Source organism: Crocinitomix catalasitica ATCC 23190, from assembly GCF_000621625.1.
Lineage (GTDB): Bacteria > Bacteroidota > Bacteroidia > Flavobacteriales_D > Crocinitomicaceae > Crocinitomix > Crocinitomix catalasitica.
This window is the reverse complement of record NZ_JHXV01000029.1, coordinates 30,413-47,169: the sequence shown is the minus strand read 5'-3', so window position 1 is coordinate 47,169 and position 16,757 is coordinate 30,413. Positions and strand designations below refer to the sequence as shown.

General features: G+C 32.7%; 14 protein-coding genes. 7 read left to right on the top strand and 7 right to left on the bottom strand.

The window, feature by feature from the left end; all coding sequences use genetic code 11:
* Nucleotides 1–4: 4 nt before the first annotated feature.
* Nucleotides 5–2,404, bottom strand: coding sequence for an exopolysaccharide transport family protein (locus tag T367_RS0115450; protein WP_027420660.1), 2,400 nt, complete (start codon nt 2,402–2,404; stop codon nt 5–7).
* 189 nt (nt 2,405–2,593) lie between these two features.
* Between T367_RS0115450 and T367_RS0115445 the strand changes: the two genes are divergently transcribed.
* The 4 genes from T367_RS0115445 (at nt 2,594) to T367_RS0115430 (ending at nt 7,049) form a co-directional block, all read left to right on the top strand.
* The gene (locus T367_RS0115445; RefSeq protein WP_027420659.1) at nt 2,594–5,731 is read left to right on the top strand and encodes a T9SS type A sorting domain-containing protein; all 3,138 of its coding nucleotides are present in this window, start codon (nt 2,594–2,596) and stop codon (nt 5,729–5,731) included.
* Nucleotides 5,732–5,741: 10 nt separating this feature from the next.
* Nucleotides 5,742–5,981: a PID-CTERM protein-sorting domain-containing protein gene (locus T367_RS0115440; protein WP_157454266.1), complete on the top strand. Its 240-nt coding sequence runs from the start codon at nt 5,742–5,744 to the stop codon at nt 5,979–5,981.
* Between the two features lie 77 nt (nt 5,982–6,058).
* Entirely contained in the window at nt 6,059–6,595 is a 537-nt protein-coding gene (gene xrtX, locus T367_RS24140; protein ID WP_051568597.1) for an exosortase X, read from the top strand.
* Entirely contained in the window at nt 6,579–7,049 is a 471-nt protein-coding gene (locus T367_RS0115430) for an XrtX-associated membrane protein (protein WP_027420657.1), read from the top strand. Before xrtX ends, T367_RS0115430 begins: the two co-directional genes overlap by 17 nt.
* A 236-nt stretch (nt 7,050–7,285) precedes the next feature.
* Here the strand turns inward: T367_RS0115430 and T367_RS0115425 are convergent, their stop codons facing one another.
* Nucleotides 7,286–7,675 (bottom strand): GxxExxY protein, encoded by a 390-nt coding sequence (locus tag T367_RS0115425; RefSeq protein ID WP_035845238.1) that lies wholly within the window; start codon nt 7,673–7,675, stop codon nt 7,286–7,288.
* A gap of 703 nt (nt 7,676–8,378) precedes the next feature.
* Between T367_RS0115425 and T367_RS0115420 the strand changes: the two genes are divergently transcribed.
* Together T367_RS0115420 and T367_RS0115415 are read left to right on the top strand one after the other, a co-directional pair.
* Nucleotides 8,379–9,653 carry a serine hydroxymethyltransferase gene (locus T367_RS0115420; RefSeq protein WP_027420655.1) on the top strand — a complete coding sequence of 425 codons (1,275 nt, stop codon included), beginning with the start codon at nt 8,379–8,381 and terminating at the stop codon, nt 9,651–9,653.
* Between the two features lie 19 nt (nt 9,654–9,672).
* Nucleotides 9,673–11,565, top strand: a complete 1,893-nt coding sequence (locus T367_RS0115415; RefSeq protein ID WP_027420654.1) for a DCC1-like thiol-disulfide oxidoreductase family protein — start codon at nt 9,673–9,675, stop codon at nt 11,563–11,565.
* Here T367_RS0115415 and T367_RS0115410 read toward each other — a convergent pair.
* From T367_RS0115410 to T367_RS0115390, 5 genes are read right to left on the bottom strand one after another with little or no spacing between them, the layout of a single operon-like run.
* Nucleotides 11,562–12,194, bottom strand: coding sequence for a NeuD/PglB/VioB family sugar acetyltransferase (locus T367_RS0115410; protein WP_027420653.1), 633 nt, complete (start codon nt 12,192–12,194; stop codon nt 11,562–11,564). The two genes, T367_RS0115415 and T367_RS0115410, sit on opposite strands and share 4 nt — an antisense overlap.
* A complete protein-coding gene (locus T367_RS0115405; RefSeq protein WP_035845235.1) occupies nt 12,191–13,129 on the bottom strand; it encodes a glycosyltransferase family 2 protein in 939 nt (312 codons plus the stop codon). The genes T367_RS0115410 and T367_RS0115405 overlap by 4 nt, the downstream gene beginning before the upstream one ends.
* A complete protein-coding gene (locus T367_RS24135; RefSeq protein ID WP_027420651.1) occupies nt 13,126–13,773 on the bottom strand; it encodes an HAD family hydrolase in 648 nt (215 codons plus the stop codon). Before T367_RS24135 ends, T367_RS0115405 begins: the two co-directional genes overlap by 4 nt.
* Nucleotides 13,770–14,738, bottom strand: a complete 969-nt coding sequence (locus T367_RS0115395) for an ATP-grasp domain-containing protein (RefSeq protein ID WP_027420650.1) — start codon at nt 14,736–14,738, stop codon at nt 13,770–13,772. Before T367_RS0115395 ends, T367_RS24135 begins: the two co-directional genes overlap by 4 nt.
* Nucleotides 14,731–15,570, bottom strand: a complete 840-nt coding sequence (locus tag T367_RS0115390) for an NAD-dependent epimerase/dehydratase family protein (RefSeq protein WP_157454265.1) — start codon at nt 15,568–15,570, stop codon at nt 14,731–14,733. Before T367_RS0115390 ends, T367_RS0115395 begins: the two co-directional genes overlap by 8 nt.
* Before the next feature lie 54 nt (nt 15,571–15,624).
* Here T367_RS0115390 and rffA point away from each other — a divergent pair, with 54 nt between their 5' ends.
* Entirely contained in the window at nt 15,625–16,749 is a 1,125-nt protein-coding gene (gene rffA / locus T367_RS0115385) for a dTDP-4-amino-4,6-dideoxygalactose transaminase (RefSeq protein WP_027420648.1), read from the top strand.
* Nucleotides 16,750–16,757: the final 8 nt, after the last annotated feature.

The following is a 16,757-nucleotide window of genomic DNA, read 5'->3' as shown; positions in this document are numbered from 1 at the left end:
CTTTTTAATCCTCATTCTTATCACTTGTATATTCTTCACCGTAACCATAGCCATATCCATAATTATATGAATAACTGTATTTGTAGGTATATTTAGAATAATAATATTGGAATTTATTTTGTTTGATTCCGTTTAATATATACCCCTTACTCACATCATCATACTTGTTGAGCATATTCACCATTTTATTCACACCTGATCGTTTGGCAAATTTCGTATTCATGATGATCAAAAAGACATCGACATATTTGATTAATTCAATCGTATCATTTAATAATCCAAACGGTGGTGTATCCACAATGATATAATCATATTTGTCTTCGGCATATTTAAACAATTCATCCACCTTATCTCTTAATACCAGTTCAGAAGGATTAGGTGAAATAGGCCCAGCGCTAATTACATCCAGATTGGGTAATATATTAGAGTTTACAATTTCATCAAAACCTAATTTTCCAATTAAATAGTTAGAAACACCTTTCGTGTTTTCTATATCAAACATCTTATGCACTTTCGGTCGGTGTAAATCAAAATCCATCAACAACACTTTCTTATCTCCCATTGCAATTAAAGATGCAATATTTGATGAATTGAATGTTTTACCTTCTCCTGGAAAAAATGAAGATAACATCACTTTTTTTGCGATTCCATCTTGCCTTTCGCCTCCAAGATAAGAGAGATTGGATCGTATTGTTCTAAAACTTTCTGTGACTTGTGCTTTAGGCTGATTCACCACCATTATCGGTGATAGAATTTTCTTTAAGTAAGGCACTCCTCCAATCACATTCATTCCGTCAATATCTGATAATTCTTCAACATTTTCAATCCTTGCATAAAATAATTGTCGTATCAAGGCGATAAATAATGCCAGTAAAAGTCCACCTAAAACAAATAATCGCATCATTTTAGTTTTATCCGGATAGATTAAACCAGTACTTACCGTGTTTTCAATGATTCTCACTTGCGGTATAATTCCTGCCCGTGCAATTAGCGTATTTGTCAATTTCTCTAATAAGAATAAATACATATTATTATTTACCTCCAATTCTCTCTCAATAGTCTTCAATGCCTGTGCAGATTTTGGCATTCGTCTGATCTGATCTTTAAAATCATCAATAAAACTATTCGTTTCAATAATTTTTAAATCCAGCCCTCCAAGTACGTTTTCCAAATACTTTTTCGCATCATTAACCAAACCAGCAATTTCCTTTTGAAGGTTTATCATAGATGTATGTTCTTCAGATACCTGAATTTTATTTAAATCATATTTGATTTGCTTTTCCCGAATATTTGTTACCGCCGTTTGAATATAATGATCTTCAGATTCTATATAAAAAGCAGGTGGTAAAAATCGGCCATCATCGCCCGTTTTAAGATATTCTAAAAGCGCATTCACCGAAGATTTTTTCTCTTTTAATTCTCTACTTGTTCTTGTATAAGACAGGTATTCTTCAAAAAATTCAATTTCTTCTTTCGCCACATTTAATATGGCATTCTCATCTTTAAAATGCAAAAGTTCATTTTCTGTTGCTCTTATAAACACATTTAACGTATCCAATTGTTTTTGAATATTATCCAATGTATTTTCATTCACTTCCAGTTGGATTCGTTTTGAATAATCCACATATGTATTGGCAAAAGTATCCAAATAAACTTTAGCTCTTTTTTTTAATTCATCTTGAACTGATAATTCTAAAACACTGGTATATTCAATATTCTTAATGGATAACCTTGACTGATATTGGCCAATCAATCGATCTCTTGAATGAAACACTAAAGCGTATTTAGATCTTTTTAAAGTTTCAATATTCTTTTCACTAAATCCGTATTGTGGACTAAGTTTTAATTCATAGTCAGTTGTTGTAACGACTTTATTAAACAAATGTTCTTTCGTGTAAATTTCTCCGGCATATTCGTACGAAATTCTATATGATTCTAAATCTAAAATTTCAATCTCAATCTCCTTTTCATACAATTGCTGGTTCAATACATTAATTTCAGCTTTGAAAGGCAAACCTTCAAATACCTCTACTTTCTTGATACGACCGACAATATAATAGGATGTGGTAAAATCTAATTTATCGATCACTTCCCCAACCAAATCCCGAGACCTTAATATTCGAATCTGATTTTGCACATCCATATAAACCCCATAAGCCCCTAATCCCTGATAAATTTTATCTTGGTAATCATAAGTTTCATTGGATTTTAAAAGTAATTCTGTTTTCGCTCCATAAATATTGGTTAAACGATAGGTATAAACATAACCTGCCAAATAGCCTAAAGGCGGTAATAAGAGTATAATCCATAAGTTTTTAAGGAAAATATTCTTAATGAAAGTCAAATCTTTTAATTCAATTAACTTATTAGAAGTATTATGTGCACTAATATCTTGACTCTGCATTTTAACAAAAATTTACTTTCCACAAAAGTAAGTCTTATTTTTAAAATAACTCATTCAAAAGATAAGTCTTCTATTTCATCTATAAAAGACGTATGTTAAACGAATTAATCTATCTATATCTATTTTATTACCAACTCATTTTAAAAAATATACGTAATATTGCATAGAAACTATTATACCTATAATATTATGAAAGTATTTTTATTTAAATATATCTCATCAAGTGCAGCACTTTTGCTTGGTTTATTAGCCTCCAATACAATTGTGGCGCAAACCGGACCCGCTGGCGTTGGAAACAGTGTCAACAATCAAATTTGGTTAGATGCCAATTCTACAGGATTTCCTGATGGTGGTAGTGTCGCTAGGTGGTCAGATATTTCAGGTAATGACAATCATTTTTTGCAACCCCTTTCTAGATTTCAACCAGTTTTTGAAAGTAGTGGAATTGGAGGATTGCCCCAAATGCATTTTGACGGTACGGATGATGTCTTGGCATCTTCTGCGATACCGGGTTTAAACAGTAACGAAATATCATATTTTGTTATTTTCAGTAGTCCAGGAACATCAAAATCTGTATTAATTAGCACAAATCATACTGATCAGATAAGAAAATGGATTACCTACCGAAATTTAGGAACACCTATTTTTACTAGTTCAATCGATAATTATAGAAAAAAAGCTTTTAATAACGCTACTGAAACGTCTATGATATTCACCACATTTAATTCTAGTAATTTACTATCTTATCATGATGGTATATTACATAGAGTTACAAGAGACATAGGTTATACAACTTCAGCTCATGAAGCGACCTTTTTAGGACGATATGAAAATGGTACATTAGAACGTCCAACAGGCGGTGTCGTATTAAACGGAGAAATTTCTGAAGTGATTGTATTTAATACTTTATTGAACAGTCTCGAAAGAATTTTAATAGAAAATTATTTAGGTAATAAATACGGTCTTACTATTCCCGAGGATTATTACGCGCATGAAGGAGTACATAAATTCGGAATCATAGGTATAGGTAACGATGGTACAAATACTCATACTGAATCGCAAGGGACTGGAATTTTGAACATATCAAACCCATCAGCTTTAGGGACAGACGAATACGCTCTCGTTGGACATGATGACTTACCTTTATATGATCACAATTTATCTGATGTACCTCCAAGTCTTCCTGATCATAGACGATGGTTAAGAACATGGCGTTATGATGAGAACGGTACAGATGCGGGTACAATCGATTTAGTTTTTACCGTAGAAGGTGCGAATGATTTCGCCGATCCAAACACTTATTATTTATTAACGGATGACGATGGTATTTTCATTAATGCTGATACGACTAAGGGTATATACAATGCTATTGATAAAACTGTAAGTTTTACTGTAAACATCACTGATGGTGATTTCTTCACGGTATCTGGTATTTCAAATATACAACGAATTGAATCAGAAACAACGGGAGACTGGAATGATATTTCTACTTGGAATTGTGATTGTATACCAAGTGTTATAGATTCTGTTTTCGTATTAGATGGGCATAACGTTACTGTTGATGCGAATGCTGTAACAAATTATTTATCAATAGAATCTGGTGGTACTTTGACAATGGATGTAATTGATGTTGATTTGGAAATTAAAAATAACTTTACAATTGCTGGCACTTTGAACTTTACAGAAGGCGAACTTAATTTAACAGGTCCTGCCGATCAAGAGATCACATTGTCTGCACCTGCAAGTGAAGTGAGCTTCAATGATATCCATATTAATAATGTAAATTTAGATATTGTAACTTTTTCAGGTGGTGACTTTATTCTCAACGGGATTTTAACACCTACTAAAGGTGAGGTAACAATTGATCCAGCTGCTAATTTCATTGTTAATTCTATTTCCGCAACGGAAGGTGGACGTATTGGTATTAATTATAGTCCATCAAATTATTTTAATGGTAATTTCACTGTAAGAAGGAATTTACCTGCTGGTGTAGCCGATTGGCGTACTTTAGCGTCACCTGTAATCGGAGCTACTTTCGCACAATGGGATACGGATATCGCAATGAGTGGAACTGGTTTTCCTGATGGCTGTGCATGGGGAGTTGATGGCTGTTTTACCTCGGTAAAATATGTTGAAAGAGATGAACATCGAAATGTTCCTAATGTGGATAGAACAATAGAAAATGGACGTGGATATGAAATTTTTATTGGTGATGACTTAGATGTTTTCTCTGGTGCTACAATTTCTTCAAAAGGCCCTTTAAATTCAGCTCTAAATTTAACCCAACCGATTGTAGGTAGAGGTTGGGCAACAATTGGAAATCCTTATGCTTGCCCGCTTAACTATAATACTGTTGCAAAAGGGACAGGCATAAGCAATTATTTTTATGTCTATGATGCTACTAGTGGAGGCTTTCAATGGTATGATGGTTCAGGTGGCGGAAGTTCTAGTGTTCCTGAAATCACAAACAATGGTTTAATTGCAATTGGTCAAGGTGTATGGGTTTTTAATGACAATGGTGCAACTAGAACCGTTACATATCACCAAGCAGACAAAGAAATTCTTACCGATGCTACGTTTTTTAGAGACGAAGATGAAATCAGTAAAGATTTAATTATTCGATTAAAAGAAAACGGTTCTACTTATAATTGTGCAGTATATATAACGGAACATGCTGACGCCAACGATATCGCAGACACTTTATTTGATGTCGTACATCTAGCGCCATCGTTCGTAAAAGCACCTTCATTCGCGGTGATTACAGACACATTGATGGTGCGAAAAAACTATATCAAAAAAGATGGCCGTAATAAAGCTTTTGATCTAGCCGTAAAAGTAAAGAATGATGGTTATCATACTGTTTCAATAGAGAACTTTGCCAACTTTAGATTCTATAAAAACATTCAATTGATTGATTTAGAAAATGGGGAAATTACAGATTTAAAAACTTCAGATTATACTTTCTTTGGAATGGCGGACACGGTTGAATCAACACGATTTAAATTGATCTTAAATAACAATATGGCATCTGATATGGAATATACAGTAGGTTCACCTGAAGATAAAACAGGAACTGTCATTGTTGATGCTCCAGGTCTAGAGATTACGCAGATGGGGACAATTGTAGAAGTAATGAGTGAAGAAACTTACCAGGTTTCAACACAAGTTAATTTAGTGAACACTATTGGTCAAACTGAAGAATTTGAAATTTCTATAGATATAACGAATGGAAGTAATATTATTAGCTTACCTTCGCATCTAAAAGGTTTCTATATCATGACATTGAGAACAGGAAATGATATTGTTACGAAAAAAATTATTTTATAATACGATTACAATGAAAGTAGAAATTCGATACTATACACTTAGATTGTGTTTGGCAGTCTTCTTTTTGGCAAGTAATGTCATGTTATTTGCACAACCTCCAGGTGGAACACCTCCGGGTGGTGGTGGAACAACAGGTGATGCACCGCCTTGTTGGACACCTGAGTGTGTTCCAATCGATGGTGGAATTGGCTTCTTGATAGCGGCCGGTGCAGCAATTGGTGTCAAAAAATTATATGGCAAAAAAGCCTAAATTATTTTTAAAACAATAAAAAAAACGCAATCTATGATTGCGTTTTTTTTATTTAAATTTGTTCTTTTAAATAATCTATGTTCAAACTTCCATCAAATAAAGCCGCACGCTTTTTAACCTTGGCTGCCGGAGGTTATATCATCTGGCTCCTACTCTATTATTTTGTCATTAAAGAATTTACCTATTGGGATTTTTGGATCAATTATAATATTGTGGACATGGCACAAACCATTTTTACTTGGTTTGGTGTACAAACACATATTGAATTTGATGGAGGCATGGTGATTTTATTATTAGATGGCGGTAACTTTCGCGGTATTTGGGTAGGAAGTGAATGTAATGGTTTTAAATTATTCTCTATTTTTACTATTTTTCTTTTAGCCTTTCCCGGTCCAATTAGAAAGAAATTATGGTTCATCCCTTTAGGGCTCATAATCATTCATTTGGCAAACATCTTACGTATCATTGCATTGATTTTAATTAATAATTATTATCCACAATATTTAGATTTTAACCACCTTTACACTTTCACTATTTTTGTTTACGCCATTATATTCCTACTTTGGTTTTGGTGGGCTAAAAAATACAGTCCTAGCCATGAGCAAAAAAGTTAAATTAACAATCCTTACAGCAGGTATTGTCCTCTTGGGGTTCTTACGTTTCTATGTATTCTATAATATCAATTGGATCTTAAAAACACTAACAGAAGGCCGTAGAAATTCTGCACGTCAAGAATTTTACTTTCTATTGGAATGGGCACCGTCTTCTATTCTTACACTAAAATGGATTTTGACCATACTTTTCTCTTTATTCTTTTTAGGCATGACTTTACTCATCATCAATACAGCATTTAAGTCAAGAGAAAACAACCGCCTAGTCATTATCGCATATGGAGTCTTAATTCTAATTTCTGCTATTTTTTACGGAATTGGTTACTTATTTGGATTCTCACAAGACATCTATGGCGTCATCAGAACGATTATGGGAATTGTTCAGTCCTTTTTGCCTTTAATGGTATTTTACGTGCTTTTTAGATTTTTGGGGTCAGGTGAGGTAAATGAGTCCTGAATATTTAGTAGATAATTGTTCCCATATTGCTTGAAAACAAATAAAAAAATTAACCACAGAGTTCACCAAGGTTTTCACAAAGTCCACAGAGAACTCGTGCTTTATCAAGTTCTTTATTTATTATTAACCTTAATTTTTTATAAAAAATTTTTGTGTCGTTCGAGTTTAATTCGATCAAATCGAAATTAGGTAATAGGTTGCTTTTAAACACAGATTATTCACCTTGCTTATAAACATTAAGATAAATCCCCATTGATAACTCTTTTAATTCCATTTTTCAGTAATGAAACATTAAAATTTATTAGTAATCCAAGTTTATAGTCTCCTAACTTCAAATAAGTTAAAGTCTGTACAAGGTGAACATCAGTTAAGCCTTCAACACTTTTTAATTCAATCACGACTTTGCCTTCGACTAATAGATCAATTCGATACCCGAACTCCAAGTGTACTTCTTCATAAACCAAGGGCATTGCTTTCTCTTTTTCAACAACTAAACCAACTTGTTGCAGCTTATAAAACAAACACGCTTTATAAGCACTTTCGAGTAATCCTGGACCTAAGGCTCTACGGACGTCAATAGCACAACCGATTATTTTATTCGCTAACTGATTTTCAATATTACTCATAATCTTAACACTTTTCAAATTACAGCTAGAATTAAGCTGTTTAGAGAATAACAAAATAATAAATAAATTAAATACGCACTGAAAACATTTCATAATCTGCAATATTTCAAGAAATTAATATTAAAAAATTTAACCACAGAGATCGCTAAGGTTTTCACAAAGGTCATGTAGGACTCGAGTTAACTTAAAATATTAAGCTTATTTCAGACATAGTTGATCATAGAAATCTTACAGTTTCGATCTTTTCTTTGTGCTCTTCGTGAATATTTAACCAATGTAGTGTTACCTCCTTCGCTTAAAACTACTGAGGTTGAGAAACGAAATTGTACTAGGTGCTCACCGTGGTTAGAACATTCAAAACCGCTACAAAATCCTGCAACTTTTATAACTAATAATCAAATCAATAAAATGCAATCAGTTTGCGTGATCCATTTTTTTGGAATTTATTAAAAATGATCTTATCAACAGAGATCGCCATGGTCATCACAGAGAACATAGAGAACTTGAGTAAATCTTTAATTATTTAGAGAATGTCTGATGATCTCTTTTTTAATGAGTAAAATTCTTTTTCTTTGCGTTCTTTGTGCCTACTTCGTGCTCTCCGTGGTTCAACCTTTCAAATCGCAACCACAACAAACAGTTTTTATCTATATTTTCAACTACAAAATCAACCTAATTTTCTACATTTGTCAAAACAATTATTATGACAAGAGATACGGCAATTTTTGATCTGATACAAGACGAAAACAAAAGACAAATAGAAGGAATTGAATTAATTGCTTCAGAAAATTTTGTAAGTAACCAAGTTATGGAAGCCATGGGTTCCGTATTGACGAACAAATATGCTGAAGGCTTGCCAGGCAAACGCTATTATGGCGGTTGTGAAGTTGTAGACAAAGTTGAAAACTTAGCCATCGATCGTTTAAAAAAACTGTTTAATGTTACTTGGGCAAATGTTCAACCACATGCAGGATCTCAAGCCAATTATGCCGTGACATTAGCTTGTTTAGAGCCAGGCGATCGCATTTTAGGTTTTGATTTGTCACACGGTGGTCATTTAACACACGGATCACCAGTGAACTTCTCTGGTAAACGTTTTACAAATTTCTTTTATGGTGTTTCTAAAGAAACTGGTCAAGTTGATTACGATCAATTAGAGGCAATCGCTAGAAAAGAAAAACCAAAATTAATTATTTGTGGTGCATCTGCATATTCTAGAGATTGGGATTATGCAAGAATTAGAAAAGTAGCTGATGAAATCGGTGCTATTATTCTTGCTGATATTTCTCACCCTGCAGGATTAATTGCTGCGGGATTATTGAAAGATCCATTCGATCATTGCCATATTGTTACCACAACTACACATAAAACATTAAGAGGACCAAGAGGTGGTGTGATTATGTTAAGACATGATTTCGATAATCCTTGGGGAATTACAACGAAAAAAGGAACGATTAGAAAAATGAGTTCTCTTTTAGATTCAGCTGTATTCCCAGGAAGTCAAGGTGGACCATTAGAACATATTATCGCTGCTAAAGCCATCGCGTTTCAAGAAGCTTTAGATCCTTCTTATAAAGTATACATGCAACAAGTAGTTACCAATGCAAGAGCAATGGCTGCCGCGTTCATGGAGAAAGGTTATGATATCGTTTCTGGTGGGACAGACAATCATTCTATGTTAATTGATTTACGTTCGAAAGGATTAAACGGCAAACAAGCCGAAGACGCCTTAGTAAAAGCTGAAATCACTGTCAATAAAAACATGGTGCCATTTGATACTGAATCACCTTTCGTAACATCTGGTATTCGAATCGGAACTGCTGCCATCACAACTAGAGGAATTAAAGAAGATAAAATCGGTGCTATCGTTGATTTAATCGATCGTGTATTGATGAATAAAGATGATGAAACAGTACTTGCAACTATTAAAAATGAGGTCCATAGCTTAATGAGTGACTTGCCTTTGTTTGCATACTAGCATCTAAAAAAATTGAAAAATGTTTAAATTCATATTTAATCTATTCCAAAAGGCATACGATAAAAAAGTTAGTACTAACGGCTTAGCGCTTTTTAGAGTTTTTTGGGGTATTGTTTTATTTTTAGAGGTGGCAGAAATGCGTCATTTCAAAGAATTGAGATTTGATTATATACCTTTTGTTGAACCGTTTGAACTAAATTTCGGACCTTTTTTACTTGTATGGCAATTGATTGTGATTCTCTTAATTATCGGCTATAAAACAAAGGTAACGACTATTGTCAATTATATTTATTCCATTTTGTTTTTTGGTTTGATTACCACCTTCGAGTACCATATGTTCTATGTTTATTTAGGCATCAATTTCTTACTCATTTTCGTACCAATAAGTGATTCTTTTTCATTAGATAATCTCTTTAGAAAAATAAAATATAGTGGTGTTCGTACTACTTATTATATTGAACACAAAACAACGGTCTTATATTACAACCTTATTGTACTAGTAGGTCTTGGATTTGTTTACGCCGACTCCGTTATTTACAAATTAACATCACCCACTTGGATGTCTGGACTAGGAATGTGGAGACCATCCGTGATGTCTAATTTTAATAATTCTAATTTCAACATTATTCTGAATTCGGAATTATTAATGTTAGTATTGGGTTATCTAACAATATTATTCGAAGCCTCTTTTATTTTCTTAATGTGGTTTAAAAAAATTAGATTAAGTCTTGTTATTATCGGAATTGGCTTGCACATTGGTATTTTTATTTACTATCCTATACCTTTATTTGCTTATGGAGCTATTTCCCTTTACATCTTAATGATACCTGCTAAATTTTGGCGTAAAATCACCATTTTTTTTCAATTTAAAAAAACTCAATTAACGTTCATTTATGACACTGACTGTCCTTTATGTAACAAAACGAAAGGTGCTATTCAAAGTTTAGACCTTTTTAATGCTATTAGTTTTGTTTCAATATCTGAAGCTCAAGGTAAAATAGATGCCTTAAAAAAAACTAGTCCTAAAGAACTAGCTAACAACATCCATTCCTTATCGCAAGATCAGAAGATTTTTATTGGTTATCAAACATACATACAGGTTCTTTTGAAGATGGTATACACAGCCCCGCTTGCTTTGCTTCTTTTAATTCCAGGCATTAAAAATATTGGACAATTCATTTATAAAAAAATTGCAAAAAATAGAATTATAGAAGTCTGTAATGAAGACAGCTGTACTGTTAATATTTTAACAGAAACAGATGAAACAAAAAAAATAACCTCATTTTTAACTATTAAACAATTTCGCATCTTTAAGCTATGTATAATATTCATTTTATTGAGCTGTATACAATTGAATTCCTCCTTTCACTCATATTTGAAAGTTTATCAATTAAGAACACAGAAAACGAGTGATTTTCCTGAGAATGCCGTTTTTAAAGCAAGTTTCAAGATAAAAAATTTTTCCAGATTATTTTTAGGCATCACTAATCACCCTGTTTTTAACGACAACCATTACGTCAGTTACAAAGACCTATTTGCTGTAGAATACATACAAGGCAACAAAAAGATTTGGTTACCGATTATTGACAAAAAAGGGAAACCTGGTTATTACAATACAGGTGCGAATTGGGTAAATTGGACCTTTCGCGTAAACACAACAAAATTCACTCACGAAAAATTAGCAAATGGATTAAAATTATATACAGCATTTTGGTTAGCAGAGAATAATATTCAAATGGAAGGAGCTACTTTCATTATTAAACATAAGCCCATCTATTCTCCTGATCATTTTGTACCGAATCAACTCGAGAAATTAGAAGCAATACCATGGAATGACGTTGGTACTTTTACTTGGTCTAATGAAACTCCTAAGCTCATCATAAATGAAGAGGAGATTACCAAATACTACTAACGCTTAATCAGTTTGGCAGGTAAACCAATATATAATCCTGCTTCTTTAAGATCTTTCACCACAACAGCCCCTCCGCCTGTTTGTATATTATTTGAAATTGTGACATTATCGATGATAATTGTACCAATGCCTATATTGCAGCACTCGCCAACACTTATAAATCCAGCAAGTTTACAGCCAGGCGCAAGAAAACTATGGGCTCCTATTTGTGTATCATGTGCAATAATTACACAGGTATTGAGTAACACATTATCATCAATCTTAACATTAGCATCAAGTACTCCCCCGGGTAAAATAAATATCCCCTCTCCTAATTCAACAGATTTATCAACATAAACAGAGGAATGAATGATATTTGCAAAAGGTATTTTGCCTTTATATTTATCGAAAATTGCGTTTCTAAATTTAAAATGCTTATACCCAATAGCTACAAATAATACATCAAACTCTCCTTTATCAAACACTTGTTTAATCTTGTTAACGCCTCCAAAAACTCTAACACCTAGAATATCACTTCCTTCTTCTAAAGTATCATCAAAAAAACCAACGACCTCAAATTTTGAATCTAAAGCATGATGCTTTACTAAAGCACCTAGATCGCCAGCTCCAATAATTGCAAGCTTTTTCATTCTTCAAAATTATTAAATTCTTTAATGGAATAATGAGGTCTTCGTTTGACTTCTTTGTAAATACTTCCTATATATCTCGCGACAATACCTAAAAAAAAGGTTTGTAATCCAAACCCAAAAATCATTATGCTTGCTAACGAAGCCCAGCCTGTTTGAAAATCAATAAAGAAAAATTTAACAATAAATATTGATAGCAATGACAACAAACCGAGCAGCGTAATAAATATACCAACCCGCATTGTTATTTTAAGCGGTAAGTTTGAGTAATCTATTATTGCATTGACAGCAAGCTGCATTTTCTTTTTAAAATTGAATTTAGTTTTACCTGCAAATCTCTCTTGTTGTTCAACCTCTATATTTGTTTGTTTTAGACCGATATGCATAAAGATCCCTTCAATAAATCGATTACTTTCAGGATACTGATTAAAAATATCTGCAAACTTTCTGTTAAAAATACGCATTACTGCCAAGCCTCTTGGTAAATTTAGTCCAGTGAATTTTTCTAAAGTTCCCCAAAATACTTTTGAATAGAGTTTATTGATAAAACTGTCCTTTTTCTCCTTTCTTACACCAAAGACTAAATCATAACCTTTCTCTATTTCTTCAACAAAACGAGGTATTTCATGGGGTGGATCTTGTAAATCTGGATCCATATATATCAAATAATCTCCTTTTGCGTAACGAATACCAGCCGAAACAGCGGCTTGTTTACCATGATTATACGAAAACTCTATCAATTTAATATTAGGATTTTCTATGATTTTCCCTTTAATTAAATTAACTGTTTGATCCGTGCTACCATCATCTATAAAAACTATTTCATACCGAACATCCATTTCATGCAGTACCGCAGTTGTTTGAGCGATAAACTCTAAGACGCACTCTTCTTCATAATAAACAGGTACGACAAGACTTAATAATTCATTTTTTGTCATAACAATTTAGTCTTTAAATTCATAAGGCTATCTGTACGAAAAGGAAAGTTACTAAATAAATTATCTCTATCAATAAGGCATACATCCCAGCCTATTTCTAAAGCGGGTAGCATATCCAACTTAATTGAATCGCCGACATAAAGAATCTTCTTTTTATCCTTGCCTAATTTGTTCCAAGCATTCTCAAAAATTCGAATATCAGGCTTGCAAACACCCTCGTAATTAGAACCGATAATTGGATCGAATTCAATATTAATTTTTGAAGACAGCATGGACTTTAACTTTTCATCCCAATTTGAAATAATTCCAATGGGTATTTCAAGCTTATTTAAAGCAACGACATCATCAAAAGGCTCCCATGGCAGATAAGAACAATTACTAAACATATCATGCAATAAACTTTCTGAAGGAATAGCCCCCAAACTCATGCAAAGTTCTGCATTAAAAAAAGTATAAAATTCAAGACTCGTTTTATCTGGAAACTTAATCACTTCAGATAACAATTTGTGTTTATTTCGAATTTCACTCAATTCGTAATTATAATTATGCCGCTCAAATGCTTCTGATAATTTTTCAAACAAACTAGGTTTATGCAACAATGTATTTGCTACATCAAAAAATATAAAATCGTATTTAGTACTCAAAATAATATAGGTTTAATCGTTTGTCCTTTTACGTCTTCTATTTCTAAAACACCTGGATAAATAACATCTGTTAAGATTCGCATTGCAGAACCATTAATTATGTTTGTTGGCGAAGGTTCCGTATTGTGTAAATACTCTTCAATAATATATCGTACATCATCAAATCCAAAATGAGAACGTATTGAATTTGTACCCGAAATGCGGCCATTGATCTCAAAAGGGATAATTTCGCCATTTGAAGCTACTCGCGATTGCACATTACAAGAGCCTCTAACTTTAAAGTTTTTAATGATGTTTTTTATAATTTCAATAATTTTATCTTCATGATCATTAGTAACCGAACAAGAGTCTGTTGTTCCATTAACGAGCGTTCGATACATTGAAATCACACCGTGTAAATCACCATTTTTTGTAACATAAAAGGCAGAAGTAATCTCTTTTCCTTCAATATATTTTTGCCCCATATAATCATCATCGGAAAAACTCGAAAGATCACTAGGGTTAATAACTATACCACGTGATCCACGACCTTGCTTAGGCTTAAAAATATAATCCCCTTTAGGTTCTTTATGAAATTCTGATGGTAAAAAAGAATAAGCAAAAGGAATATCACATTTTTTAAAATTAAGATATGTTTGATATTTATCTACAAATACTGCATTCGTGTCGTAAGGAGAGGTGACCAAATTACTAATTTTGGCTTGAGACAGATACAATGTTTCAAAATCAGTTGTTGGGATAATAAGATCCACTTGCTCATTTTTTACAATTTCTTTTATTGCATCAACATAGCCATCCTCATATGCATATGGAACTTTAATTACTTTATCACATAAATAATTCCCTGCACTTACAGCCTGAATATTAATTCCTATGATAAAAAAATCTTCATTAAGCTTACGCAAGTTTTTTAAAACTCCTTGCCCTACATTTCCACCAATTCCTGTTACTAATATTCTATACATTATTTAATATCCTTTTAATCCCCTCGTTCACTGAAACTTGTGGGGTATATTCCAATTTTTCAGTTGTAATGTTATTAAAATATAAAATTGAAGGCGTATCATCTGATCCAACGTATTTTATATTTAAAGTTGGGACAAACGACTTTATCTTCAAAGCAATTTCCTTATTACTATAATTTCCTTCGCCCAAAGCTAAGAATATTCCGTTGTTTAGACTTGTCCCAATAGCAAATAAATAATGGGCAGCATCTTGAAAATGAATGTAGTTTTGTTTTCTTTCACCGTTTCCAAAAAGAATAATAATATTTTTATTTATAGCTTGGCTTATCGCTCTATTGATAAAATTATTGTCCCCAATTCCTTCACCATATAATGACGTCATTCTCATAATGCCATACGATTTAGCCGATTTTGTATTCATCTCCCCATCCAACTTACTCTTTGCATATAAATTAGCTGGCTTACAAACTGTATTCTCATCTATTTTATCCTGTTGACCATCATATACTGCAACACTTGATAAATAAACGAATCGAGCATTCGGAAATTGGTCTATAATTCGTTTAGGAAGATTAACATTTATTTCGTTTAACCTCCCATCTGCTACGTTATATGCACCTCTGGGGACAAACCCTGCAATAAAATAAATAACGTCAAAATTTATTCGTTCTTCATTTGCAAAAAAATTGCTGTTATTTAAATAAATATCACAGTATTCGTTTTTACTTAAATGAGATCGATAAACACCATAAATCTTGTCATTATTCATGTAATGTATCTGCGCTAAACTTACAGAAATGATATGGTTTATTCCAAAAATTGCTATATTCACGCACTAAATATAATTAGAATTTTAAAATCGTTGACCACACATTAAATCCTTTGCATGATTCCATTTAACCAACCCTTTTTAACGGGAAAAGAAACAGAATATATTGTTGATGCTGTAAATTCGAAAAAATTATCTGGAAATGGTAAATACACTAAAAAATGTCAATCATTTTTTGAAGATCATTATAAATTCAAAAAAGCCTTATTAACATCTTCTTGTACAGATGCGCTAGAAATGGCTTCTTTATTAGCCGATATACAACCTGGAGATGAGGTAATAATGCCTACTTATACATTTGTTTCTACAGCCAATGCTTTTGTATTGCGTGGAGCGACTATCGTATTTGCCGATAGTGAAAAAGATCATCCCAATATTGATGTCAATAAATTAGAAGGACTGATTACACCTAAAACAAAAGCAATTGTTCCTGTTCATTATGCCGGTGTGGCATGTGATATGGATCCGATGTTGGAGTTGGCTAAAAAATATGACATAAAAATTATCGAAGATGCAGCACAGGCTTTTGATAGTTTTTATAAAGGAAAACCTTTAGGCGGAATTGGCGATTTTGGCGCCTTTTCTTTTCATGAAACTAAAAATATTATTTCTGGAGAAGGAGGACTATTATCTGTAAATAAAGATGATTCAATTGGTAGAAGTGAGATTATATGGGAAAAGGGCACAAATCGTGCTGCTTTTTTTCGTGGCGAAATTGATAAGTATGGCTGGGTAGATGTAGGGTCTTCTTTTTTGCCATCAGAAGTTGTCGCAGCTTTTTTATATGCGCAAATTGAAAATCAAGAAAAAATTCAAACAAAGCGTGTTTCACTATGGAATCAATATTACGATCAATTAAGTGAAACTGAAGCAAAAGGATTTGTTAAGCTCCCCAAAGTTCCTTCATACGCTACTAATAATGCACACATGTTCTACTTGGTGTGTAATTCAGCGGAAGAGCGTCAAAAACTAATTGAATATCTAAGAGCAAAAGAAATTCATGCAGTATTCCATTACCTTAGTTTGCATAAAAGTGTGTTTTTTCAAGATAAATACAAAGGTGAAGCCCTTGAAAATGCAGATAATTTTAGTCAATGTTTAATTAGGTTACCTTTATATTATGATCTAACGATTCAGGAAGTGAGTTATATTTCTGATAGTATTAAGAGTTTTTTTGAATAATCCGATAC